We start from the raw sequence: 19,961 nt of genomic DNA on the forward strand, positions 1-19,961 counted from the left end.
AAATAGCAGTTATTCATAGGCACTCAAAGGGCAAAATGGCTTTTCTGTTCGTATACTGAAACTAATAAGTTGTCTTGGTTATATTTTTTGTGAGCATACAGGGGGCAATGGATGTTGCTTAGAAATGGAAACACTGTACGGCGGCTGGCGTTAAGTTGCGCAATCGCATGTGGTCTTGCGTCGTCTTTACCCGTATGGGCAACCGTTCCTGCGTTTCCGGTAGCGTCATCCGGCATGTCAGTGGCGCAAAGCCGTTCGGAAATAATGGCGGCATTACCGAAAGGTGCCACACCCTATTATCTTTCGACGCTGGCTCCTTTATATGCAGCGAACCGGATGCAATTGATGTGGCAGGACCACGAAGCGGTTCAGCAATTTCAACAGCAACTGGCCGAGTTGGCGATGTCTGGCGTACAGCCGCAGTTTACCCAATGGGTGAAGCTGTTGACCAACCCGGCGATTACCGATGTGGCGCGCGATGTGGTGCTGTCTGATGCGATGCTGGGCTATTTGCAGTTCGTTTCGTCCATCGGTGCCAACGGTAATAATTGGCTCTACAGCAATATTCCCTACAAACTCGGTCTGCCGCCCAATACGGTGATTAACCAATGGCAGTTGGCGGTACGTCAGGGGAAAACTCTGGCTTATGTCAATACGCTGGCGCCACAGCATCCGCAATACGCCAAGATGCATCAGGCCCTGCGGGATATGCTGGCCGATGGTCGTCCGTGGCCGCAAATGGCTAATGGCCCAAGCCTGCGTCCCGATCAACTGAGCGATGGTATCCCAGCTTTGCGTGAGATCCTGGCGCGTAACGGCATGCTGACGCCTTCTACGGTACCGGTGGAAGCGCAGGATCCCCCTGCGGTATTGACCGGTTCGCGTAATGAACCTGACGATGGTGGCCTGTCGGTCGATGAAGAAAAAAGTCGAGAAAGCCAGAGTGCCGTGGTCAGTCCGGCCGCAGCTCCAGTGAAAGAGCTGGTCCCAACGCCGCAGTCGCCTTTTTCGCAGCAGTCAGAGAGCCCGGTGACCGTTACCGATAATCGCTATACTCCCGATCTGGTGGAGGGCGTCAAGCGCTTCCAGAAATGGCAGGGTCTGAGTGCAGACGGCATCATTGGCGTGCGCACTCGTGAGTGGCTTAATGTGACTCCGCAAATGCGCGCTTCGCTGTTGGCACTGAATATCCAGCGGTTACGGATACTCCCCGGCCATGTCGATACCGGTATTATGGTTAACATTCCCAACTACTCGTTGACCTACTATCAGAACGGCAATGAAGTGCTTTCCTCGCGGGTGATTGTCGGGCGGCCGAGCCGTAAGACGCCGCTGATGAGCAGCGCATTGAATAATGTGGTGGTGAACCCGCCGTGGAACGTACCGACTACGCTGGTGCGTGAAGATATCGTGCCGAAGGCGATGCGTGACGGCAGCTACTTCCAGAAGCATGGCTATACCGTTCTTTCGGGTTGGAGCAACGATGCCGAGGTGATTAACCCGGCAATGATCGACTGGAGTATGATTTCGCCTCGTAATTTCCCGTATCGGATCCGCCAGGCTCCGGGAGCGACCAACTCACTGGGGCGTTTTAAATTCAACATGCCGAGTTCGGACGCTATCTATCTGCACGATACACCCAACCATAATCTGTTCCAGAAAGACATTCGTGCCTTAAGCTCCGGCTGTGTTCGGGTCAACAAGGCATCGGATTTGGCGAATATGTTGTTACAGGATGCCGGCTGGAACAACACCCGTGTTTCTTCCACCCTGAAACAGGGGAATACCACCTTCGTAAATATTCGCCAGCATATCCCGGTTAAATTGTATTATTTAACCGCTTGGGTCTCTGATGATGGAAAACCACAATTCCGCACAGATATTTACAATTATGATGAAACGGTGAGATCGGGCGCACAAATTTTGGCTCAGGCCGAAAAATTAATGCAATAAATGCAGTAATTATAAATAAATAACGGTCAGAATATCGGGCCATGTTGCAGGCACTCATTGCGTGAGTGCCTGCAAACCGCAGGACATCACGGGTTGACTCAGCCAGCGTGGGCGGTTATGGTTCGGGCAGTGCGCTGTTTTGTGCATATATTTTGATATTCTTGCCGGGTTTAACAGAAACATGGACAAAATTGATCATCATCGCCGTAAATGGCTGGCGTTAGGTAGCGCCGCTGTGGGCATAGCGCTGCTCCCAGGGCAAGCCTTTGCCAGCCTTTCTACTTCGCGCCCGCGTATTCTTGTTGTAAATAATATGCATACGGGCGAATCGCTTAAAGCCGAATTCTTCGACGGCAAGGGATATAATAAAGACGAATTAGTCCGCCTTAATCATCTCTTCCGTGATTATCGAGCCAATAAGGTCAAGTCGATCGATCCTCGTCTGTTCGATCATCTCTATCGTCTGCAAGGTCTATTGGGCACCAACAAGCCGGTGCAGTTGGTTTCAGGTTATCGCTCCCTTGACACCAATAATGAGCTGCGTGGACGCAGCCGCGGTGTGGCCAAGCACAGTTACCACACCAAAGGCCAGGCGATGGACTTCCATATCGAAGGCATCCAACTGAGTAATATCCGTAAAGCGGCGTTAAAAATGAGCGCCGGTGGTGTAGGATATTACCCACGTAGCAACTTCGTACACATTGATACCGGCCCGGTGCGGACCTGGTAATCGCTGTGCACCATAAGTGAGTCGCGTCAGCCCGGCAGGGTATGGCGCCGTTGTCGTTGGAGCCTTATGAAATACCACATTATTCCCGTTACCGCTTTTAGTCAGAACTGCAGCCTGATCTGGTGTGAGAGCACTCAGCAGGCGGCGTTGGTCGATCCCGGCGGTGAACCTGAAAAACTGAAGGCCGAAATAGCCAGACAGGGCGTAACTGTTACGCAGATCCTGCTGACTCATGGCCATCTCGATCACGTTGGCGCTGCCGCTGAGCTGGCTGAGCATTACCAGGTGCCGATCTTCGGCCCGGATAAGAGAGATGCTTTCTGGCTGGACGGCCTGCCTGCGCAGAGCCGCATGTTTGGGCTGGAAGAGTGCGCACCGCTGACGCCAACCCAGTGGCTGGAAGAAGGGGATAGCGTGCAGGTGGGCGAGATGACGTTCAAGGTGCTGCATTGCCCTGGCCATACTCCTGGCCATATCGTGTTTATTAATGATCAGGCGCGATTGGCGCTGGTGGGCGACGTGCTGTTTAACGGTGGCGTTGGGCGCAGTGATTTCCCACAAGGCGATCACCAGGCGTTGATTAACTCGATCCGCACCAAACTATTGCCGCAGGGTGATGACATGGCGTTTATTCCAGGTCATGGGCCAATGTCGACCTTCGGTCAAGAGCGTGAAACCAATCCGTTCCTGCGTGAAGAGCCGGCCATCTGGTAAGTTATTTCCGGCAGAAATAACTCCTGGTAGAAATAACGAAGGGGCGCTTTGAGCGCCCCTTTTGCTATGTGTCATGCGACGGTTTTACAGCACGGCGACGATGGCTTCGCACAGCGGCGCCATATTGTCCGGTGTCATGCCGGCAACGTTAACGCGACCGGAGTTAACGGCGTAGACGCCAAACTCGTCACGCAGACGCAGCACCTGTTCTTTGGTCAGCCCGCTGAACGAGAACATGCCGTTCTGATTGATGATAAAGCTGAAGTCTTGCTCAGCGCCTTTCTCCTGCAGGGTATTCACGAACAGCTGGCGCATACGATGAATGCGTTGACGCATGTCGGTCAGCTCCTGCTCCCACAGCGCACGTAACGCATCGTCGCCCAGGATGGTTGCCACAATGGCAGCACCGTGTGACGGTGGGTTAGAGTAGTTGGCGCGGATGGCGGCTTTCACCTGGCTGAAGGCGCGGTCGGCGGTTTCTGTGTCAGCAGCAACGACGGTGCAGGCACCCACGCGTTCGTTGTAAAGACCGAAGTTCTTCGAGTAAGAACTGGCGACGATCAGCTCCTGATGTTTGGCGGCAAAAATGCGCAGGCCCTGGGCATCTTCTTCCAGACCATTGGCAAAGCCCTGGTACGCGAAGTCGAACAGCGGCAACCAGCCGTTAGCCACAGACAGCTCGGCCAATTGTGCCCACTGCTCTGGCGTTGGGTCGATGCCGGTTGGGTTATGGCAGCAGCCGTGGAACAGCACCACATCGCCGGTCTGAGCCTGTTTAAGGCTGCGGAGCAGACCATCGAAGTCCAGCGCATGATTGGCTGCATCGTAGTAGGCGTATTCCAACACTTCCAGACCGACCGCACCAAACACGTTGTTGTGGTTCGGCCAGCTTGGGTTGCTGATCCAGATGCGTTTCGCGCTGGTCTGGTTGGCGATGAAGTCAGCTGCTACACGCAGGCCGCCGGTGCCACCAGGCGTTTGTGCGGTACGCGCACGCTTGTCGGCAATGATTGGGCTTTGTTTGCCGAACAGCAGCTCTTGCGTGCAGTTGGCGAACGCCGGAATACCTTCAATGCCGAGATAGTTTTTGGTGGTCTCATTTTCCAGGAGATACTGCTCAGCTTTTTTAACGCTGGTCAGCACCGGAGTTTTACCGGTTTCATCTTTATAAACGCCAATCCCCAGGTTGATTTTGTTAGGGCGGGTGTCAGCGCGGAAAATGTCGGTCAGACCCAGGATAGGATCGGCAGGTGCAGCAGTGATTTTTTCAAACATGTCAGGTGTTTCCATGGCTCGGAGTTAAGCAGACAGAAGCATCAGGGTAGCGCCAGTGATGCCCTTTGCCAACCGTTTGCGAGAAAAACACCGCGATCTTGTGAAGGGGGCAGGTTAGGCAGAAAAAATGGCGGGGAAGGGCAAATCGGCAGGATAAAAATTCACAGATGGCGCACAAACAAAAACAGGGCCGAAGCCCTGTTTTTTTAACTTATCCGACAGTGAACCGCCGTTAAGCGCGACAACTTAGAACTGGTAAACCAGGCCTACACCAACAACGTTGTCTGTTGATACACCGTTAGCGCGGGTGTAATCATTTTCGTCCAGCAGGTTGATTTTGTAATCAACGTAGGTGGACATGTTTTTGTTGAAGTAGTAGTAGGTAGCTACATCAATGTATTTCACCAGGTCAGCATCGCCGCCGGTGAATGCGCCGTTGCCTTTCAGCTGCTTGCCTTTAGACTGCAGGTAAGCCAGGGAAGGTCGCAGGCCGAAGTCGAATTGGTATTGGGCAACCAATTCAAGGTTTTGAGTTTTGTTAGCGATCTGATTAGCAGAACCGTATGGCGTGGTATTACGAGATTCGCCGTAGAACGCTGCCAGGTAAACGTTGTTGGCATCGTATTTGGTACCCAGGGCGTATGCATCAGCTTTATCGCCGTTGCCGTCAGCTTTCTGGTATTTAGTACGGTTTGAAGAGAAGTATGCGCCGCTAACGCTAACGCCTGCGCCGATGTCATAGGCAACAGATGTACCCCAACCGTCACCGTTCTGATCTTTCAGGCTACGGTTGTCATTTTCATTCTTACCCTGGTATTGAACGGCAAAGCTCAAGCCGTCCACCAGCCCGAAGAAGTTGCTGTTACGGTAGGTAGCCAGACCGTTAGAACGACCAATCATAAAGTTGTCGTTGTTCTGATACATAGTATCGTCACCGAACACCGGCAGTTGGTCAGTGTAGGCCATAACGTCATAGATTACGCCATAGTTACGACCGTAGTCGAAGGAGCCGTAGTCAGCGAATTTCAGACCAGCGAAGCCCAGACGAGTCTTGGTGCCTTCGGTGCCCTGAGATTCAGCGTGGTTAGCCTGAACGTTGTATTCCCACTGGCCGTAACCGGTCAGTTGGTCGGCAATCTGAGTTTCACCTTTGAAGCCGAAGCGAACGTAGGTCTGATCGCCATCGTCGCCATCGTTTTTAGAGAAAGTATGGCGTGCATCAACTTTACCGTACAGATCCAGCTTGTTGCCGTCTTTGTTATAGATCTCAGCAGCGTTTGCTGCACCAGCCGCTAACAGAGCCGGGATTACCACTGCAAGAATGTTGCGCTTCATCATTATATTACCCTCATTGGTGTTATTCGGACACCTTTGCCACTGCCGCCAATAATTCTTTTGAACTATTGTTGATAGATTGGTGTCGTCCTGTGTCTGCACGCAGTGTTCCATTCACAGCCGGGTTAATCTAGAACGAAAATGCTACTAATGTCCCAATGAGGTTTCAAAAAGAAAGTATTTGTAACTAAATGTAATATTAAGGGAACTTTGTGACGTGGGTCAATATAAATAAATGCGAAAGGCCAGCAAAGCTGGCCTTGGTTTTGTAACTAAATTAATTGGGAAATGTATTATCTGATTAATTAAAAGGTTGCATTACGTGGTGTACGTGGGAACGGAATGACATCACGCACGTTTTGCACGCCGGTTACATAGGCGATTAAACGCTCAAAGCCCAAACCGAAACCGGCATGAGGCACGGTGCCGTAACGACGCAGATCGCGATACCACCAGTAGTCTTCTTTATTCAGCCCCATGGCTTCCAGACGCTGATCCAGTACGTCCAGACGTTCTTCACGCTGAGCACCGCCGATGATTTCACCAATGCCCGGAGCCAGAACGTCCATTGCGGCAACGGTTTTACCGTCATCGTTCATACGCATATAGAAAGCTTTGATGTCTTTCGGGTAGTTTTTCACGACTACCGGCGCTTTGAAGTGTTTCTCAGCCAGATAACGCTCATGTTCGGAAGACAGGTCGATCCCCCAGGAAACCGGGTTTTCGAAAGTCTGGCCGGAAGCGATCAGGATTTCCACCGCTTCGGTGTAATCAACCTGAGCAAAATCGGAAGAAACAAAACGTTGCAGGCGGTCAATGGCATCTTTGTCTACGCGCTCGGCGAAGAACTGCATGTCATCCATGCGCTCGTTCAATACGGCCTGGAATACATACTTCAGCATTTTTTCCGCCAACTCGGCGATGTCTTCAAGATCGGCAAATGCCACTTCCGGTTCGATCATCCAAAACTCCGCCAGGTGGCGGCTGGTGTTGGAGTTCTCGGCGCGGAAAGTCGGGCCGAAAGTGTAAATTTTCGACAGCGCACAGGCATAAGTTTCGCCGTTCAACTGGCCGGAAACGGTCAGGAAGGCTTCTTTACCGAAAAAGTCCTGGCTAAAATCGACAGCACCTTTATCGGTTCGCGGCAGATTTTCCAGATCCAGGGTTGAAACGCGGAACATTTCACCGGCGCCTTCGGTATCCGAGGCGGTGATCAGCGGGGTGGAAACCCAGAAGAAGCCATTCTCGTGATAGAAACGGTGAATGGCTTGTGCCAGCGTATGACGTACGCGGGCAACGGCACCGATCAGGTTGGTGCGTGGGCGCAGGTGAGCCACTTCGCGCAGGTATTCGATGCTGTGACGTTTGGCCGCCATCGGGTAGGTGTCTGGATCGTCAACCCAGCCAACCACTTTAATCGCGGTTGCCTGCAGTTCGAAACTCTGACCTTCGCCCGGAGATGCTACCACAATGCCGGTGACTTCAATGGAACAGCCGGTGGTCAGATGCAGCACTTCATCCTGATAATTCGGCAGAGAATTATTAACGACGGCCTGTAACGGATCAAAGCAGGAACCGTCATAGACGGCCAGGAAGGAGATACCAGCTTTAGAATCTCTCCGGGTACGCACCCAACCGCGCACGGTGACTTCACTGTCAACCGTAGCACGGCCTTGCAGTACGTCGACTACAGGCACTACGCTCATAGATTTCTCTCTTTAATAATTTGGTTTAGAAATAGCTTATAACCCAGGAATATGGGGATGTTGCTATGTTACTTGGCACGGTGCAGAGCACAAGTAGAAATCGCCGTATCGGCGCAACATTTCTTGGGGCTGGGTGAAAAGGGAGCAACGGAAAGGACTATATAAAGAAGAAAAAGCCGACATGAGGTGTCAGCCGGCTTTTTAACGTTCATCGGGCAGGAGGCTAGCTCGCTTTTTTTACCAGCGGCAGATCGAAGGCTTTGCGTAACGCTTTTACAAAGGCCTGATCCTGACAGATGGTTTTACCTGGGCTGTCGGAGAGTTTTGCCACCGGTTTGCCTTTGCATTCGACCAGTTTGATAACGATATTCAGCGGTTTAACCCCGGGAATATCGCAGGTCAGGCGCGTGCCTATACCGAACACCAGGTTGACGCGCTGGTAAAAGTGGCGATAAAGCGCCAGCGCCTTGTCCAGATCCAGGTTATCGGAGAACACCAGCGTTTTGCTCATCGGATCAATCCCCAGCTTCTGGAAATGCGCGATGGCTTTTTCGCCCCATTCAAACGGATCGCCCGAGTCATGGCGTAGGCCCTGATAGCGCTGGGCAAACTGCGGGCCGAAGTCACGCAGGAAGGCATTCATGGTGATGCAGTCGGTCAGGGCAATGCCGAGCTGATCGGGATATTCATCCAGCCAGGCTTGCAGTGCTGCCCGCTGACTGTTGGCTAACACCGGGCTTATCTGTTGATGCGCCTGGAACCATTCATGGGCCTGGGTACCTACTGGCGCAAGACCAAGCTGGTGCGCCAGATCGTAATTGCTGGTACCTACCAGATAGGGGAATTCGCTTTTCAGCGTGCTGACGATAGCGTGCTGTACAGGTTGTGAAAAACGGCGGCGAGTGCCGAAGTCCATCAGCTTGAAACGCGAAATATCAACATCGCTACTCACGGCTTTAAACTGCGCGAGTTTGTTACGCAGGTGGGCTACCGCCATCTCTGGCGTGACCTCCGGTGAGCGGTGGCGATGTACCACTTCGCTGATCACCGCCAGCAGCGGAACCTCCCACATGATCACTTCGCGCCACGGGCCAGCAATACGAATATGTAGCTTGCCCTGGAGGTTTTCGATCTGGACCTGTTGCGGATCGTAGCGGAAATCGCGCAGCCAGTTCAGGTAATCCTCACGGAAGAAGGGTAGCCCTGAGAGATAGTCGAACTCAGCGTCTGTCAGCGCCAATTGGCTCATCAGTGCGATTTGCGCACCAATTTCGTCGGCATATTCGCCAAGCAGCTCATCACCACGGCAGCGGAATTCTGCCGCCACGCTGATAGCGGGGTAGCGATGAAACACTGCTTGCTGCATATGAAGCTTGTAGGCATCAGTATCAAGCAGAGATGTCAAAATCGGGGAGGCGTATTGAGTCATAGCGCGTTACTGCATCCTCGTCAGGCGCGTGTCCAAATCCGGATAATCAAAAAAAGTGGGGGGAGTATACCCGGATTATCCTGTTATTGAAGCTGCATCACACCACAATTCATCGGAGCGGGTCGAGGATTAAACGTGCCTTTATCTTGGCTTGCCATCAGGATGGCGGCTGAAAACTCAGATAAGCCTGTAAGGTGAATGACTTAGGCTAATTAGTCATAAAAATTATAATGTTAATTATTTTAAACAACAAATCAGATAAAACCGCTCGGGGTGTGAATGCCGATCCGGTCCTTGCCGTTATTTTTGCTGAAATAGAGCGCTTCATCCGCTTGTTTGATAGCCATTGGCAACAGCCGGATGTCTCTCACCTGGGCAATGCCACTGCTGGTGGTGAAACGAACATTTTGCCCGTCGGCTATTGTCAGGGTTAATTGGTGGGTTCGCTCGCGTAGCTTGGACATCACTTCGCGTGCGTTCTCCAACGTACAATGCCTGAGGATCACGGCGAATTCTTCACCGCCATAGCGACAGAAAATATCACTGGAGCGGAAGGTACTCTGCAGCAGTTTACCAAAAGCCACCAACACCAGATCGCCGACATGGTGGCCGTAGCTGTCATTGATATTTTTGAAGTTATCGATATCAATCAGGCAAAAGGCCAGCGGATAGCTGCTGGCGGCCAGCGATTCGCACTCGCGGAAAAATTTGCGCCGGTTATAGATGTTGGTCAAAGGGTCAAGAAATGAAGAAGCTTCCAGCTCTTTGATCAGCAAATGTTTTTCATTCTCCAGCGTCACCTTTTCCATCTGATACTGTTTCAGCTGTTTAATGGCATCGCTGATGGCCATTAACTCCTGGCCGTAGAACACCTCATTGCGATCGATGTTCATATTACCGCGCGACAGCCGCAAAATATTATTATGTGTTTTCGTTAACCAGCGGCTGATATTGGAGCAATAAACCAGCGTCGGCAGAAAAATAAACAGTGCAATCAGACCGGCTAGGGAAATCATGCCGTAAATGGCGGTTTGGCTGCCATAGATTTGATGCTGATAGGCGGTAACCTCCAGCTCAAAACTACGCTGGAAAAGCCGCTGGGACAGTTCACTGAGGTTTCTAACATACTGACGGATAGATTCAGTGGGATAAGCCGTATGGGTATCCACAGCGGTATACAGCTCGGTGGTAATGCGGCTGATTTGCTGGGGCGACAGATGTTCGAGGGCCTCATTGACCAACAGGGTGGTCTGCACATCATTATAGGTCAGCTTCATAAATATCAGCCGGGTGCTTAGCGCCCTCAAGACTCCGGTCAACTGAACGGCTTTCAGATAGGCGACCTTACGCTCCAGTGGGTTGGTATTGACGTCGATAACCTGATCGACCAGCTCAGTGACGGACAAATTCAGCCGGTTATTTAACCGCACAGCCTCCAGAAATAAAAATGAATCGGCATCGACCATGCGGTTGTCGTAGCTATAACGGTAATAGCTCTTGCTGGCCTGAGAAATATAATAGGCGCTATTGATATTAAACAAATTGGCATTGATGTCGGTTATATGAGAAAGCTGCAGGTTGTCGTTATTCAACAGCTGTTCCATCAGGCTGAGCATGGACAGTGCGGCGATTTTTTGCCGAATGCCAAGCTGTTGCGATATGGCACTGTCGAGATGCGGCCGAAAACGGGCGATTTTCACCCGTGCCAATCGATCGGCGTCCTGCCACTGCTGTGGCGTAATTTCAGGATCTATCAGACTCAGACGTTTTAAACGGTGCGCTAATAAAGTGGCTTGAAAAGCTTCGGAAATCTCTTTGGCTCGGGTAATTTTGTACAGGTTAAGCTGATTGTCGCGATAGTCGGTATTGGCCTCGAGCAGCTCATCGGAAATGAACAGGGCGAAAGAGGACATCAGGGCAAAGGTAAAAAAATAGATCAGATATTTTACTTTCATATGCACCGCGCGTCCTTGAGCCAGATTAGTTAATTATATCACTGCGGCTCCCAGGCTGTCTTGGCTATACCCGCCTGGGCGCTGTGACCAGCAAAGTGCTGCTGAATAAGAGTTGCTTGCCCGTGGGCCCTGAGAAAGTCGAGCTGTTTACCCAGCGACTGACGCCCGTGAAGCGTAAATCCCTAAGAATATTTTTTAGCATTAAATGCTGATTTTCATTCTGTCTGAGGTCAGGGAGGCTGACCGTGTGGGCAATTCGTCGACAATATTAGGATCCACCTCCGATTTCTCTGCTCTGGTAGCCCGGCATCTCTGGGTTTTTTTTGTAGCTGTGATACAGTTTATTTACAATCAGGCTCATCAAAATTTCTGCTCTTTCCCCACTGCGAAATAACCCCAAGATGAAAGCCTGGCACCTGTAACTCACTGAGACGTCGAAGGGTTTTTATGACACAACAGCCACAGGCGAAGTATCGCCATGATTATCGCGCGCCAGATTACACCATTACTGACATTGACCTGGATTTTGAGCTGGACGCAGAGACCACTCGCGTCACCGCCGTCAGCAAGATTAAACGCCAGGGCGCAGCTGACGCGGCACTGGTACTGAACGGTGAAGATCTGACGCTGGTGAGTATTGAGATCAACGGCCAGCCATGGACTGCCTATCAGTTGCAGGATAACAAACTGGTTATCATGCAACTGCCAGCACAATTTACCATGACCATCGTCAATGATATTCACCCGGCGAAAAACACCGCGCTGGAGGGGTTGTATCTGTCCGGTGAGGCGCTGTGTACTCAATGTGAGGCCGAAGGTTTCCGCCACATTACCTATTATCTGGATCGCCCGGACGTGCTGGCCCGCTTTAGCACCCGCATTGTGGCTGACAAGGCTCGTTATCCGTTCCTGTTGTCAAACGGTAACCGCGTAGGCCAGGGTGAGCTGGAAGACGGACGCCACTGGGTGCAGTGGCAAGATCCGTTCCCAAAACCTTGTTACCTATTTGCGCTGGTGGCCGGTGACTTCGACGTGCTGCGCGACAGCTTCACTACCCGCTCTGGGCGTGAAGTGGCGCTGGAACTGTTCGTTGACCGTGGCAACCTGGATCGCGCCGATTGGGCGATGACCTCGCTGAAGAACTCAATGAAATGGGACGAAACCCGTTTCGGACTTGAGTACGATCTCGATATTTATATGATCGTCGCGGTTGACTTCTTCAACATGGGAGCGATGGAGAATAAAGGGTTAAATATTTTTAACTCCAAATACGTGCTGGCAAAAGCCGAAACCGCCACCGACAAAGATTACCTGAATATTGAAGCGGTGATTGGCCACGAATACTTCCACAACTGGACCGGCAACCGTGTGACCTGCCGCGACTGGTTCCAGCTCAGCCTGAAAGAAGGGCTGACGGTGTTCCGCGATCAGGAGTTCAGTTCTGATCTGGGTTCACGTCCGGTTAACCGTATCGATAACGTGCGCGTGATGCGCGGCGCGCAGTTCGCTGAAGACGCCAGCCCGATGGCGCACGCTATTCGTCCGGACAAAGTGATCGAAATGAACAACTTCTACACCCTGACGGTGTATGAGAAAGGGTCTGAAGTGATCCGCATGCTGCACACGCTGCTGGGCGAAGAGCAGTTCCAGAAAGGCATCCAGCTGTATTTCGAGCGTCATGACGGTAGCGCGGCCACCTGCGATGATTTCGTTCAGGCGATGGAGGATGCATCCAACGTTGACTTGTCGCTGTTCCGCCGCTGGTATAGCCAGTCCGGTACGCCATTGCTCACCGTGCGCGATGAATACGATGCCGAACTCCAGCAGTATCGCCTGCACGTCAGCCAGAAGACCGAACCGACCGCCGACCAGCCGCAGAAATTGCCACTGCATATTCCGCTGGATATCGAACTGTACGACGCGCAAGGCAATGTAATTGCTTTGCAGAAAGACGGCTCTGCGGTCAATAACGTCTTGAACGTGACCGAGGCGGAGCAGACTTTCGTGTTCGACGGCGTGGCGCACAAGCCGGTACCGTCCCTGCTGCGTGAGTTCTCCGCGCCGGTGAAACTGGATTATCCGTATAGCGATCAGCAACTGACTTTCCTGATGCAGCATGCGCGCAATGAATTTGCCCGCTGGGATGCGGCCCAGAGCCTGCTGGCCACCTACATCAAACTGAACGTGGCCAAACATCAGCAGAAACAACCGTTGTCGCTGCCACTACACGTTGCTGATGCGTTCCGCGCCGTGCTGTTGGACGAGACGCTGGATCCGGCATTGGCCGCGCAAATTCTGACGTTGCCATCAGAAGGTGAAATTGCCGAGCTGTTTGCGACCATCGATCCCGAAGCAATTGCTGCGGTGCATGAAGCGATCGTCCGTTGCCTGGCGAAGGAAATGGCCGACGAGTGGCTGGCGGTTTATAACGCCAATAAAACAGACGGTTACCGGGTGGAACACGCTGACATCGCCAAACGTTCGCTGCGCAATGTGTGTCTGGGTTATCTGGCCTTTGGTGACGAGGCCCTGGCCGACCGACTGGTGTCCGAGCAGTATCGTCAGGCAGACAATATGACCGACTCACTGGCGGCACTGGCGGCGGCGGTAGCTGCACAGTTGCCTTGTCGCGATGCGCTGTTAACGGCATTCGATGAGCGCTGGCACCAGGATGGTTTGGTGATGGACAAATGGTTCGTGCTGCAGGCGACCAGCCCGGCGGCGGACGTGTTGACCAAGGTGCGTAGCTTACTGAAACACCGTTCATTCAGCCTGAGCAATCCCAACCGTACGCGTTCGTTGATTGGCGGTTTCGCTTCCGCCAACCCGGCGGCGTTCCATGCAGCTGATGGCAGTGGTTATCAGTTCCTGGCCGAGATCCTCAGCGATCTGAACCAGCGCAATCCGCAAATTGCCGCACGCCTGATTGAGCCGCTTATCCGCCTGAAACGCTATGATGCTTCACGTCAGGCGTTGATGCGCAAAGCGCTTGAACAACTGAAAGGGCTGGAGAATCTGTCCGGCGACCTGTTCGAGAAGATCACCAAAGCGCTCGATGCGTAGACCTAAGAAGGGACAGCATTCTGTAATGCTTGTCAGTTAAGGTGAATTGTTTCCTCTCCGTTGGGAGAGGGTTAGGGTGAGGGGATACAGGCAGCAGGAACATTAAAGCCCCTCACCCCGGCCCTCTCCCTCTGGAGAGGGGGACGCCCACTTAAACAACGCCGCACATTCTTATTCAGAACTTTGTTCAACTGGACGGCATGCCGTCCTTTGTTTAATTAGCTACCTGGCGCGAAGCTTCAGCCAGCGGCGGTGGTGACAGCACCCGATCCAGCACTTTGGCCTCCAGTTCCGCCAGCCTGGATGATCCCTTACGGCGTGGACGCGGCAGGTCAATGGTCAAATCCAGCCCGATACACCCTTCCTCAATCAAAATCACCCGATCCGCCAGCGCAATAGCTTCACTGACGTCGTGCGTCACCAGCAGTACGGTAAAACCATGTTGTTGCCATAGCCCTTCGATAAGGCCTTGCATTTCAATCCGCGTTAACGCGTCCAGCGCGCCCAAGGGCTCATCCAGCAGCAACAGGCGTGGACGGTGGATCAGTGCACGAGCCAGCGCCACCCGCTGTTTTTGCCCGCCGGACAAGGCTGCCGGCCATTCATTGGCGCGATCGGCCAGCCCAACGGTTTCCAGCGCTTGTAATGCGTCGGCTCGCCAATCCCTCCGCAGGCCGAGGCCGACATTGTCGATCACCTTTTTCCACGGCAGCAGGCGCGCATCCTGAAACATCAGGCGAGTATCTTCCCTGGCACTGGCGAGCGGTGTATTGCCGGTTAATAACGCGCCGCTGCTGGCATTTTCCAGCCCGGCCATCAGACGCAGCAGCGTGCTTTTGCCGCAACCACTGCGGCCAACCACGGCGACGAACTGGCCGGCGCTGATTCGTAACTGGATATTGTCGAGTACCCTGCGGTTACCGTATTGCTTGGCAATGGATTCCAGCGTGACCGGGGTCCCCTGAGGAATACGTGAGGGAGTCGTCATAGCGCTTCTCCTTGCTTGAGTTGATAGGCCGGATGCCAGCGTAGCCAGACGCGCTCCAGCAATTGGGCGCTGAGGTCCGCCAGCTTGCCGAGCAGGGCGTACAACACAATGGCCACCACCACCACGTCGGTCTGCAGGAATTCACGGGCATTCATCGCCAGGTAGCCAATCCCCGAATTGGCGGAAATGGTTTCGGCGACGATCAGCGTCAGCCACATAAAGCCCAATGCAAAACGCACGCCGACCATGATCGAGGGGAGGGCACCCGGTAAAACCACCTGGGCGAATAACTGGAATCCGCTCAGGCCGTAGCTGCGAGCCATTTCAAGCAGGCCCCGATCGATATTTTTGATCCCGTGATAGGTATTCAGATAGATAGGGAATAGGGTGCCCAACGCCACCAGAAAAATCTTGGCGGACTCATCAATGCCAAACCACAGGATCACCAGTGGGATTAATGCCAGATGCGGCACGTTGCGGATCATCTGTACGGAACTGTCCAGCAAGCGTTCACCCCAGCGTGACAGGCCGGTGATAAAGCCCAGCGCCAGCCCGATGCTGCCGCCAATGCTAAAACCGATCAACGCGCGCCAACTGCTGATGGTCAGGTGTTGCCACAGCTCGCCGCTCTTGCTCAGGGTCCAGAAAGCGGTCACTACGGCGCTCGGCGCCGGCAGAATGCGGTTCGACAGCCAGCCCGCTTCCACGGATATTTGCCAGACTGCCACCAGCGCTACCGGCAATGCCCAGGGGGCCAAGCGGTGCAAGATTCGTTGTGTGCCGTTTGCCATAGTGCGGCTCCTCAGCTTTGCGATGCTTTTTGTGGAATATAAATATTGGCCACCACTTCGCCCTGTGCTTTGGCCGGTTGGTGTGACGCGGGCGCCTGGGTTTTCACCAGATCAAGATGCGGAAACAGCAGCTCGCCAACGCGATAGGCTTCTTCCAGATGCGGGTAGCCGGACAATATAAAGGTGTCGATGCCCAAATCGGCGTATTCCTGCATACGCGCTGCCACCGTCGGGCCATCGCCAACCAGCGCGGTACCGGCACCGCCGCGTACCAAACCTACCCCAGCCCACAGATTGGGACTGATCTCCAGATTGTCTTTTTTGCCGCCGTGCAATGCCGCCATCCGTTGTTGCCCTACGGAATCAAACCGGGCGAAGGCCTGCTGGGCATCGGCGATGGTCTTTTCATCCAGATTGGCAATCAGCCGGTCGGCAGCTCGCCAAGCTTCCTCGGTGGTTTCGCGCACGATGACGTGCAGGCGGATACCGAAACGCACCTGGCGACCTTTGGCTGCGGCCCTGGCACGTACCTCGGCAATTTTTTCTTTTACCTGCGCCGGCGGCTCGCCCCAGGTGAGATACATTTCAACCTGATCGGCTGCAAGATCCTGTGCCGCGGCGGAGGAACCGCCAAAGTAGAGCGGTGGGCGCGGTTGTTGCACTGGCGGGTACAGCAGTTTTGCGCCCTTTACCTGAATATGTTTACCGTTAAAGTCGACGGTTTCTCCTTCCAGCACCTTGCGCCAGATATGGGTGAACTCCGCCGAGGCCTCGTAGCGTTCTTCGTGATTCAGGTGCAGGCCTTCCGCCGCCAATTCATCAGGATCGCCACCGGTGACCAGATTAAACAATGCCCGGCCGTTGGAAAAACGATCCAGCGTCGCTGCCTGGCGAGCCGCCAGAGTGGGCGAAATAATGCCGGGGCGCAGGGCGACCAGAAATTTCAGTCGTTGGGTTACCGGTATCAGCGAGGCGGCCACTAGCCAGGAGTCTTCACATGAGCGGCCGGTAGGGATCAGTACGCCACCAAAACCCAATCGATCGGCAGCTTGGGCAATTTGCTGTAAATAGCCGTAATCGACGCAGCGGGCACCTTCCGTGCTGCCAAGATAGTGACCGTCACCGTGGGTGGGTAAAAACCAAAATACGTTCAGGCTCATCGTCAGTTCTCCTAAATTATTGTGCGCTTGGGTGCCAGATGCGTTGCGAAATATCAACTTTCACCGGCACCAGATGGTTGGCATAAAACAGATCGGCGGTTTGCTGCTGAGCGGTGATGGTGTGTGCGTCCAGCGGTTTGATGGCGGTGGGCGGACGGTGATCCAAATAGGTCGAAATCACTTTCTCCGGCAGGCCCATGGCATTAGCCAGCAGCGTGATGCTTTGTGCGCGATCGCTCAGGGTCAGCGCATCGGCCTGGGTCAGCGTATCGAGCACCTGTTGAATAAACGGCCCGTTGGCCTCGGTATAAGTTCGCACCGCCAGATAGAAGGAGCCGGTTTGATTCAGGTCGGTACCGTCACCCAGTACCCGTACGCCGCCCTGCAACAAGGCCGCGGAGTAGTAGGGATCCCAAATCGTCCAGGCATCGACATTGCCCTGCTGGAAGGCGGCGCGGGCATCGGCCGGGGTCAGATAGACTGGCTGAATATCGGTGAACTTCAGCCCGGCTTTTTGCAATGAGCGCAGCAGCAAATTGTGTGAGCTGGAGCCTTTCTGGAAGGCCACCTTGTGGCCCTTTAGCTCTGCGACGGTTTTGATCGGGCTGTTCTCCGGAACCAAGATCACTTCTGCCTTGGGTTTTGGCGGCTCTACGCCAACATACAGCAGGTCTGCTCCGGCAGCCTGGGCGAAGATCGGCGGGATATCACCGGTACTGCCCAGATCGATACTGCCGACGTTCAGCGCTTCAAGCATCTGCGGGCCAGCGGGGAATTCGATCCAACTGATTTTGGTGTTGGGAAAACGCTGTTCCAACAGCCGGTGGTTTTTTGCCAGGACCAAACTGACCGATCCTTTTTGGTAGCCAATACGAAACTGCGCCGGATCCTGTGCGCTGGCGGAATTGATCCATGCCAACGAGATGATGCCCGCCAATGCGCTGGTGCCAAGCCAACGGCCCAGTGAAGAAAGTCGTTTCATGTTTATTTCCTTATATACTGCGCCGTCAGGCGGTTTGGCGGGCAAACAGAGAGGGTGAGAGCTTGGCTCTTGGCGGCTTGCGGCGGCCCAATGCCAGATAAAAGCTTTCCAGGGCTTCTTCCAGCCGGGCAGCCAGATTCTCGGCCAGGGTGACTTCTTCGCCGTCCAGCACCACCTGACTGTTATCGGCAAATACCCCGTGCAGCACTTCCTGCGCTTTCAGCGCCGCCAGAACCGGCTTGAGGGCATAGTCCACCGCCAACATATGGCCAATGGAGCCGCCGGTGGCTAGCGGTAATACTACCTTGTGGTCCAGCGCACGCTCCGGCAGCAGATCCAGCAGGGGCTTCAGCGCCCCGGAAAACGAAGCCTTATACACCGGTGTCGAGACCAGCAGGCCATCTGCCTGTGCCAGTTGCTCGGTAAAGGCTTTGATCGCCGGGCTGTTAAAATTGGCATACAGCAAGTCTTCGGCATCAAAATCGTGAAGGGTGTAGGAGATCACCTCCACGCCTTGCTGCTGCAACCAGTTTTTACTTAGAGAAAGCAGTGCTGCCGAGCGTGATGGGATGCGTGGACTGCCAGCCAGTGATATAACGCGCATTACCACTCCTTATAACTAAAAGTTAGGTTTGATCAGAAAATTTTCAAGAAGTGTTTTAAACCTATCAGCAATAAGGTGGGTTACTTAAATCTCATTTTTCGATTTTGTTATGCGCAAATGCGGATTGGCGGCGGTTTGAGCCTATGCGGGGGAAAACGATTGCGTAAAAAACGTTTTTTTTGCTTTTAATCAATTCCAATTGGTCAGGGGATACCGGATAATACGCCCCCGGTTTGCAACCGGGAAATCAGGAGAGTACATGTACTACCCCCTCATCAGAAAAGCGTTGTTCCAGCTCGATCCCGAGCGTGCGCATGAATTGACTTTTCAACAGCTTCGCCGTGTCACCGGCACCCCGTTAGAATTCCTTATTCGTCAGTCTGTGCCGACCAAGCCGGTAAGCTGCATGGGGCTCTCTTTTAAAAACCCATTGGGCTTGGCCGCCGGTCTGGATAAAGACGGCGAGTGTATCGATGCGTTTGGTGCCATGGGCTTTGGTTTTGTCGAAGTCGGCACCGTAACGCCGCGCCCACAGTCGGGCAACGACAAACCGCGTCTGTTCCGCATTGTAGAAGCCGAAGGCCTGATCAATCGCATGGGCTTTAATAACCAGGGCGTGGATAATCTGGTTGAAAACGTTAAGAAATCCCATTTCGGCGGCATTCTTGGGATTAATATCGGCAAGAATAAAGACACCCCGGTTGAGCAAGGAAAAGACGATTATCTAATCTGTATGGATAAGGTTTATCCGTATGCCGGTTATATCGCGATTAACATTTCGTCACCTAATACCCCAGGATTACGATCCCTACAGTATGGCGAAGCTTTGGACGATCTTCTGGCCGCGATTAAAAATAAGCAGCAGGAATTACATGAACGTCATCACAAATATGTGCCGGTGGCAGTAAAGATCGCGCCGGATCTTTCTGAAGAGGAATTGATCCAAATAGCCGACAGCCTGGTACGCCATAATATAGATGGCGTGATCGCGACCAATACCACGCTGGATCGTAAATTGATCCAGGGGCTGAATTATTGTGAGCAAATGGGGGGCCTGAGTGGTCGTCCGCTGCAGGCGAGCAGCACCGAAGTGATCCGCCGTCTGTCACTGGAGCTGCAAGGCCGCTTGCCGATTATCGGCGTTGGCGGAATTGATTCCCTGATGGCGGCGCGGGAAAAAATGGCTGCAGGGGCTTCGCTGGTACAAATTTATTCCGGATTTATCTTCAAAGGTCCGCGCCTGATTAAAGATATCGTTAACTACATCTAATATTTT

General features: G+C 53.3%; 15 protein-coding genes. 5 read left to right on the forward strand and 10 right to left on the reverse strand.

Features of this window, described 5'->3' with window-relative positions; translation table 11 throughout:
• The first annotated feature begins 111 nt into the window (after positions 1-111).
• The 3 genes from ldtD to ACUTQ5_RS04130 all read left to right on the forward strand — a co-directional run bounded on the left by ldtD (position 112) and on the right by ACUTQ5_RS04130 (position 3,397).
• Positions 112-1,953: a L,D-transpeptidase gene (gene ldtD, locus ACUTQ5_RS04120; protein WP_445650191.1), complete on the forward strand. Its 1,842-nt coding sequence runs from the start codon at positions 112-114 to the stop codon at positions 1,951-1,953.
• A 181-nt stretch (positions 1,954-2,134) separates the two neighbouring features.
• Positions 2,135-2,683: a YcbK family protein gene (locus ACUTQ5_RS04125; protein WP_112350332.1), complete on the forward strand. Its 549-nt coding sequence runs from the start codon at positions 2,135-2,137 to the stop codon at positions 2,681-2,683.
• A 66-nt stretch (positions 2,684-2,749) separates the two neighbouring features.
• Entirely contained in the window at positions 2,750-3,397 is a 648-nt protein-coding gene (locus ACUTQ5_RS04130) for an MBL fold metallo-hydrolase (RefSeq protein ID WP_445650192.1), read from the forward strand.
• A gap of 84 nt (positions 3,398-3,481) precedes the next feature.
• On the opposite strand, the gene ACUTQ5_RS04135 is transcribed toward ACUTQ5_RS04130, so the two are convergent.
• The 5 genes from ACUTQ5_RS04135 to ACUTQ5_RS04155 form a co-directional block, all read right to left on the reverse strand.
• On the reverse strand, positions 3,482-4,672 hold the full coding sequence (locus ACUTQ5_RS04135) for an amino acid aminotransferase (protein WP_445650193.1): 1,191 nt from the start codon (positions 4,670-4,672) through the stop codon (positions 3,482-3,484).
• 246 nt (positions 4,673-4,918) lie between these two features.
• Positions 4,919-6,010, reverse strand: coding sequence for a porin OmpC (gene ompC / locus ACUTQ5_RS04140; protein ID WP_445650194.1), 1,092 nt, complete (start codon positions 6,008-6,010; stop codon positions 4,919-4,921).
• Between the two features lie 302 nt (positions 6,011-6,312).
• Complete coding sequence (asnS, locus tag ACUTQ5_RS04145) at positions 6,313-7,713, reverse strand: asparagine--tRNA ligase (protein WP_445650195.1); 1,401 nt, start codon at positions 7,711-7,713, stop codon at positions 6,313-6,315.
• Between the two features lie 223 nt (positions 7,714-7,936).
• Complete coding sequence (pncB, locus tag ACUTQ5_RS04150; protein WP_445650196.1) at positions 7,937-9,142, reverse strand: nicotinate phosphoribosyltransferase; 1,206 nt, start codon at positions 9,140-9,142, stop codon at positions 7,937-7,939.
• 254 nt (positions 9,143-9,396) lie between these two features.
• Positions 9,397-11,097 (reverse strand): GGDEF domain-containing protein, encoded by a 1,701-nt coding sequence (locus ACUTQ5_RS04155; RefSeq protein ID WP_445650197.1) that lies wholly within the window; start codon positions 11,095-11,097, stop codon positions 9,397-9,399.
• 447 nt (positions 11,098-11,544) lie between these two features.
• Here ACUTQ5_RS04155 and pepN point away from each other — a divergent pair, with 447 nt between their 5' ends.
• Complete coding sequence (pepN, locus tag ACUTQ5_RS04160; protein ID WP_445650198.1) at positions 11,545-14,160, forward strand: aminopeptidase N; 2,616 nt, start codon at positions 11,545-11,547, stop codon at positions 14,158-14,160.
• Positions 14,161-14,374: 214 nt separating this feature from the next.
• Here the strand turns inward: pepN and ssuB are convergent, their stop codons facing one another.
• From ssuB to ssuE, 5 genes are read right to left on the reverse strand one after another with little or no spacing between them, the layout of a single operon-like run.
• Entirely contained in the window at positions 14,375-15,148 is a 774-nt protein-coding gene (gene ssuB / locus ACUTQ5_RS04165) for an aliphatic sulfonates ABC transporter ATP-binding protein (RefSeq protein ID WP_445650199.1), read from the reverse strand.
• Positions 15,145-15,939: an aliphatic sulfonate ABC transporter permease SsuC gene (gene ssuC, locus ACUTQ5_RS04170; RefSeq protein ID WP_445650200.1), complete on the reverse strand. Its 795-nt coding sequence runs from the start codon at positions 15,937-15,939 to the stop codon at positions 15,145-15,147. The genes ssuB and ssuC overlap by 4 nt, the downstream gene beginning before the upstream one ends.
• Before the next feature lie 11 nt (positions 15,940-15,950).
• Positions 15,951-17,099 (reverse strand): FMNH2-dependent alkanesulfonate monooxygenase, encoded by a 1,149-nt coding sequence (ssuD, locus tag ACUTQ5_RS04175; protein WP_445650201.1) that lies wholly within the window; start codon positions 17,097-17,099, stop codon positions 15,951-15,953.
• Positions 17,100-17,115: 16 nt separating this feature from the next.
• Positions 17,116-18,081 carry a sulfonate ABC transporter substrate-binding protein gene (locus ACUTQ5_RS04180; RefSeq protein ID WP_445650202.1) on the reverse strand — a complete coding sequence of 322 codons (966 nt, stop codon included), beginning with the start codon at positions 18,079-18,081 and terminating at the stop codon, positions 17,116-17,118.
• A 25-nt stretch (positions 18,082-18,106) separates the two neighbouring features.
• Positions 18,107-18,685: an NADPH-dependent FMN reductase gene (gene ssuE, locus ACUTQ5_RS04185; protein WP_445650203.1), complete on the reverse strand. Its 579-nt coding sequence runs from the start codon at positions 18,683-18,685 to the stop codon at positions 18,107-18,109.
• A gap of 259 nt (positions 18,686-18,944) precedes the next feature.
• Here ssuE and pyrD point away from each other — a divergent pair, with 259 nt between their 5' ends.
• On the forward strand, positions 18,945-19,955 hold the full coding sequence (pyrD, locus tag ACUTQ5_RS04190; protein ID WP_012006167.1) for a quinone-dependent dihydroorotate dehydrogenase: 1,011 nt from the start codon (positions 18,945-18,947) through the stop codon (positions 19,953-19,955).
• Positions 19,956-19,961 lie beyond the last annotated feature (6 nt).

The organism is Serratia sp. NA_112.1 (genome assembly GCF_052691715.1).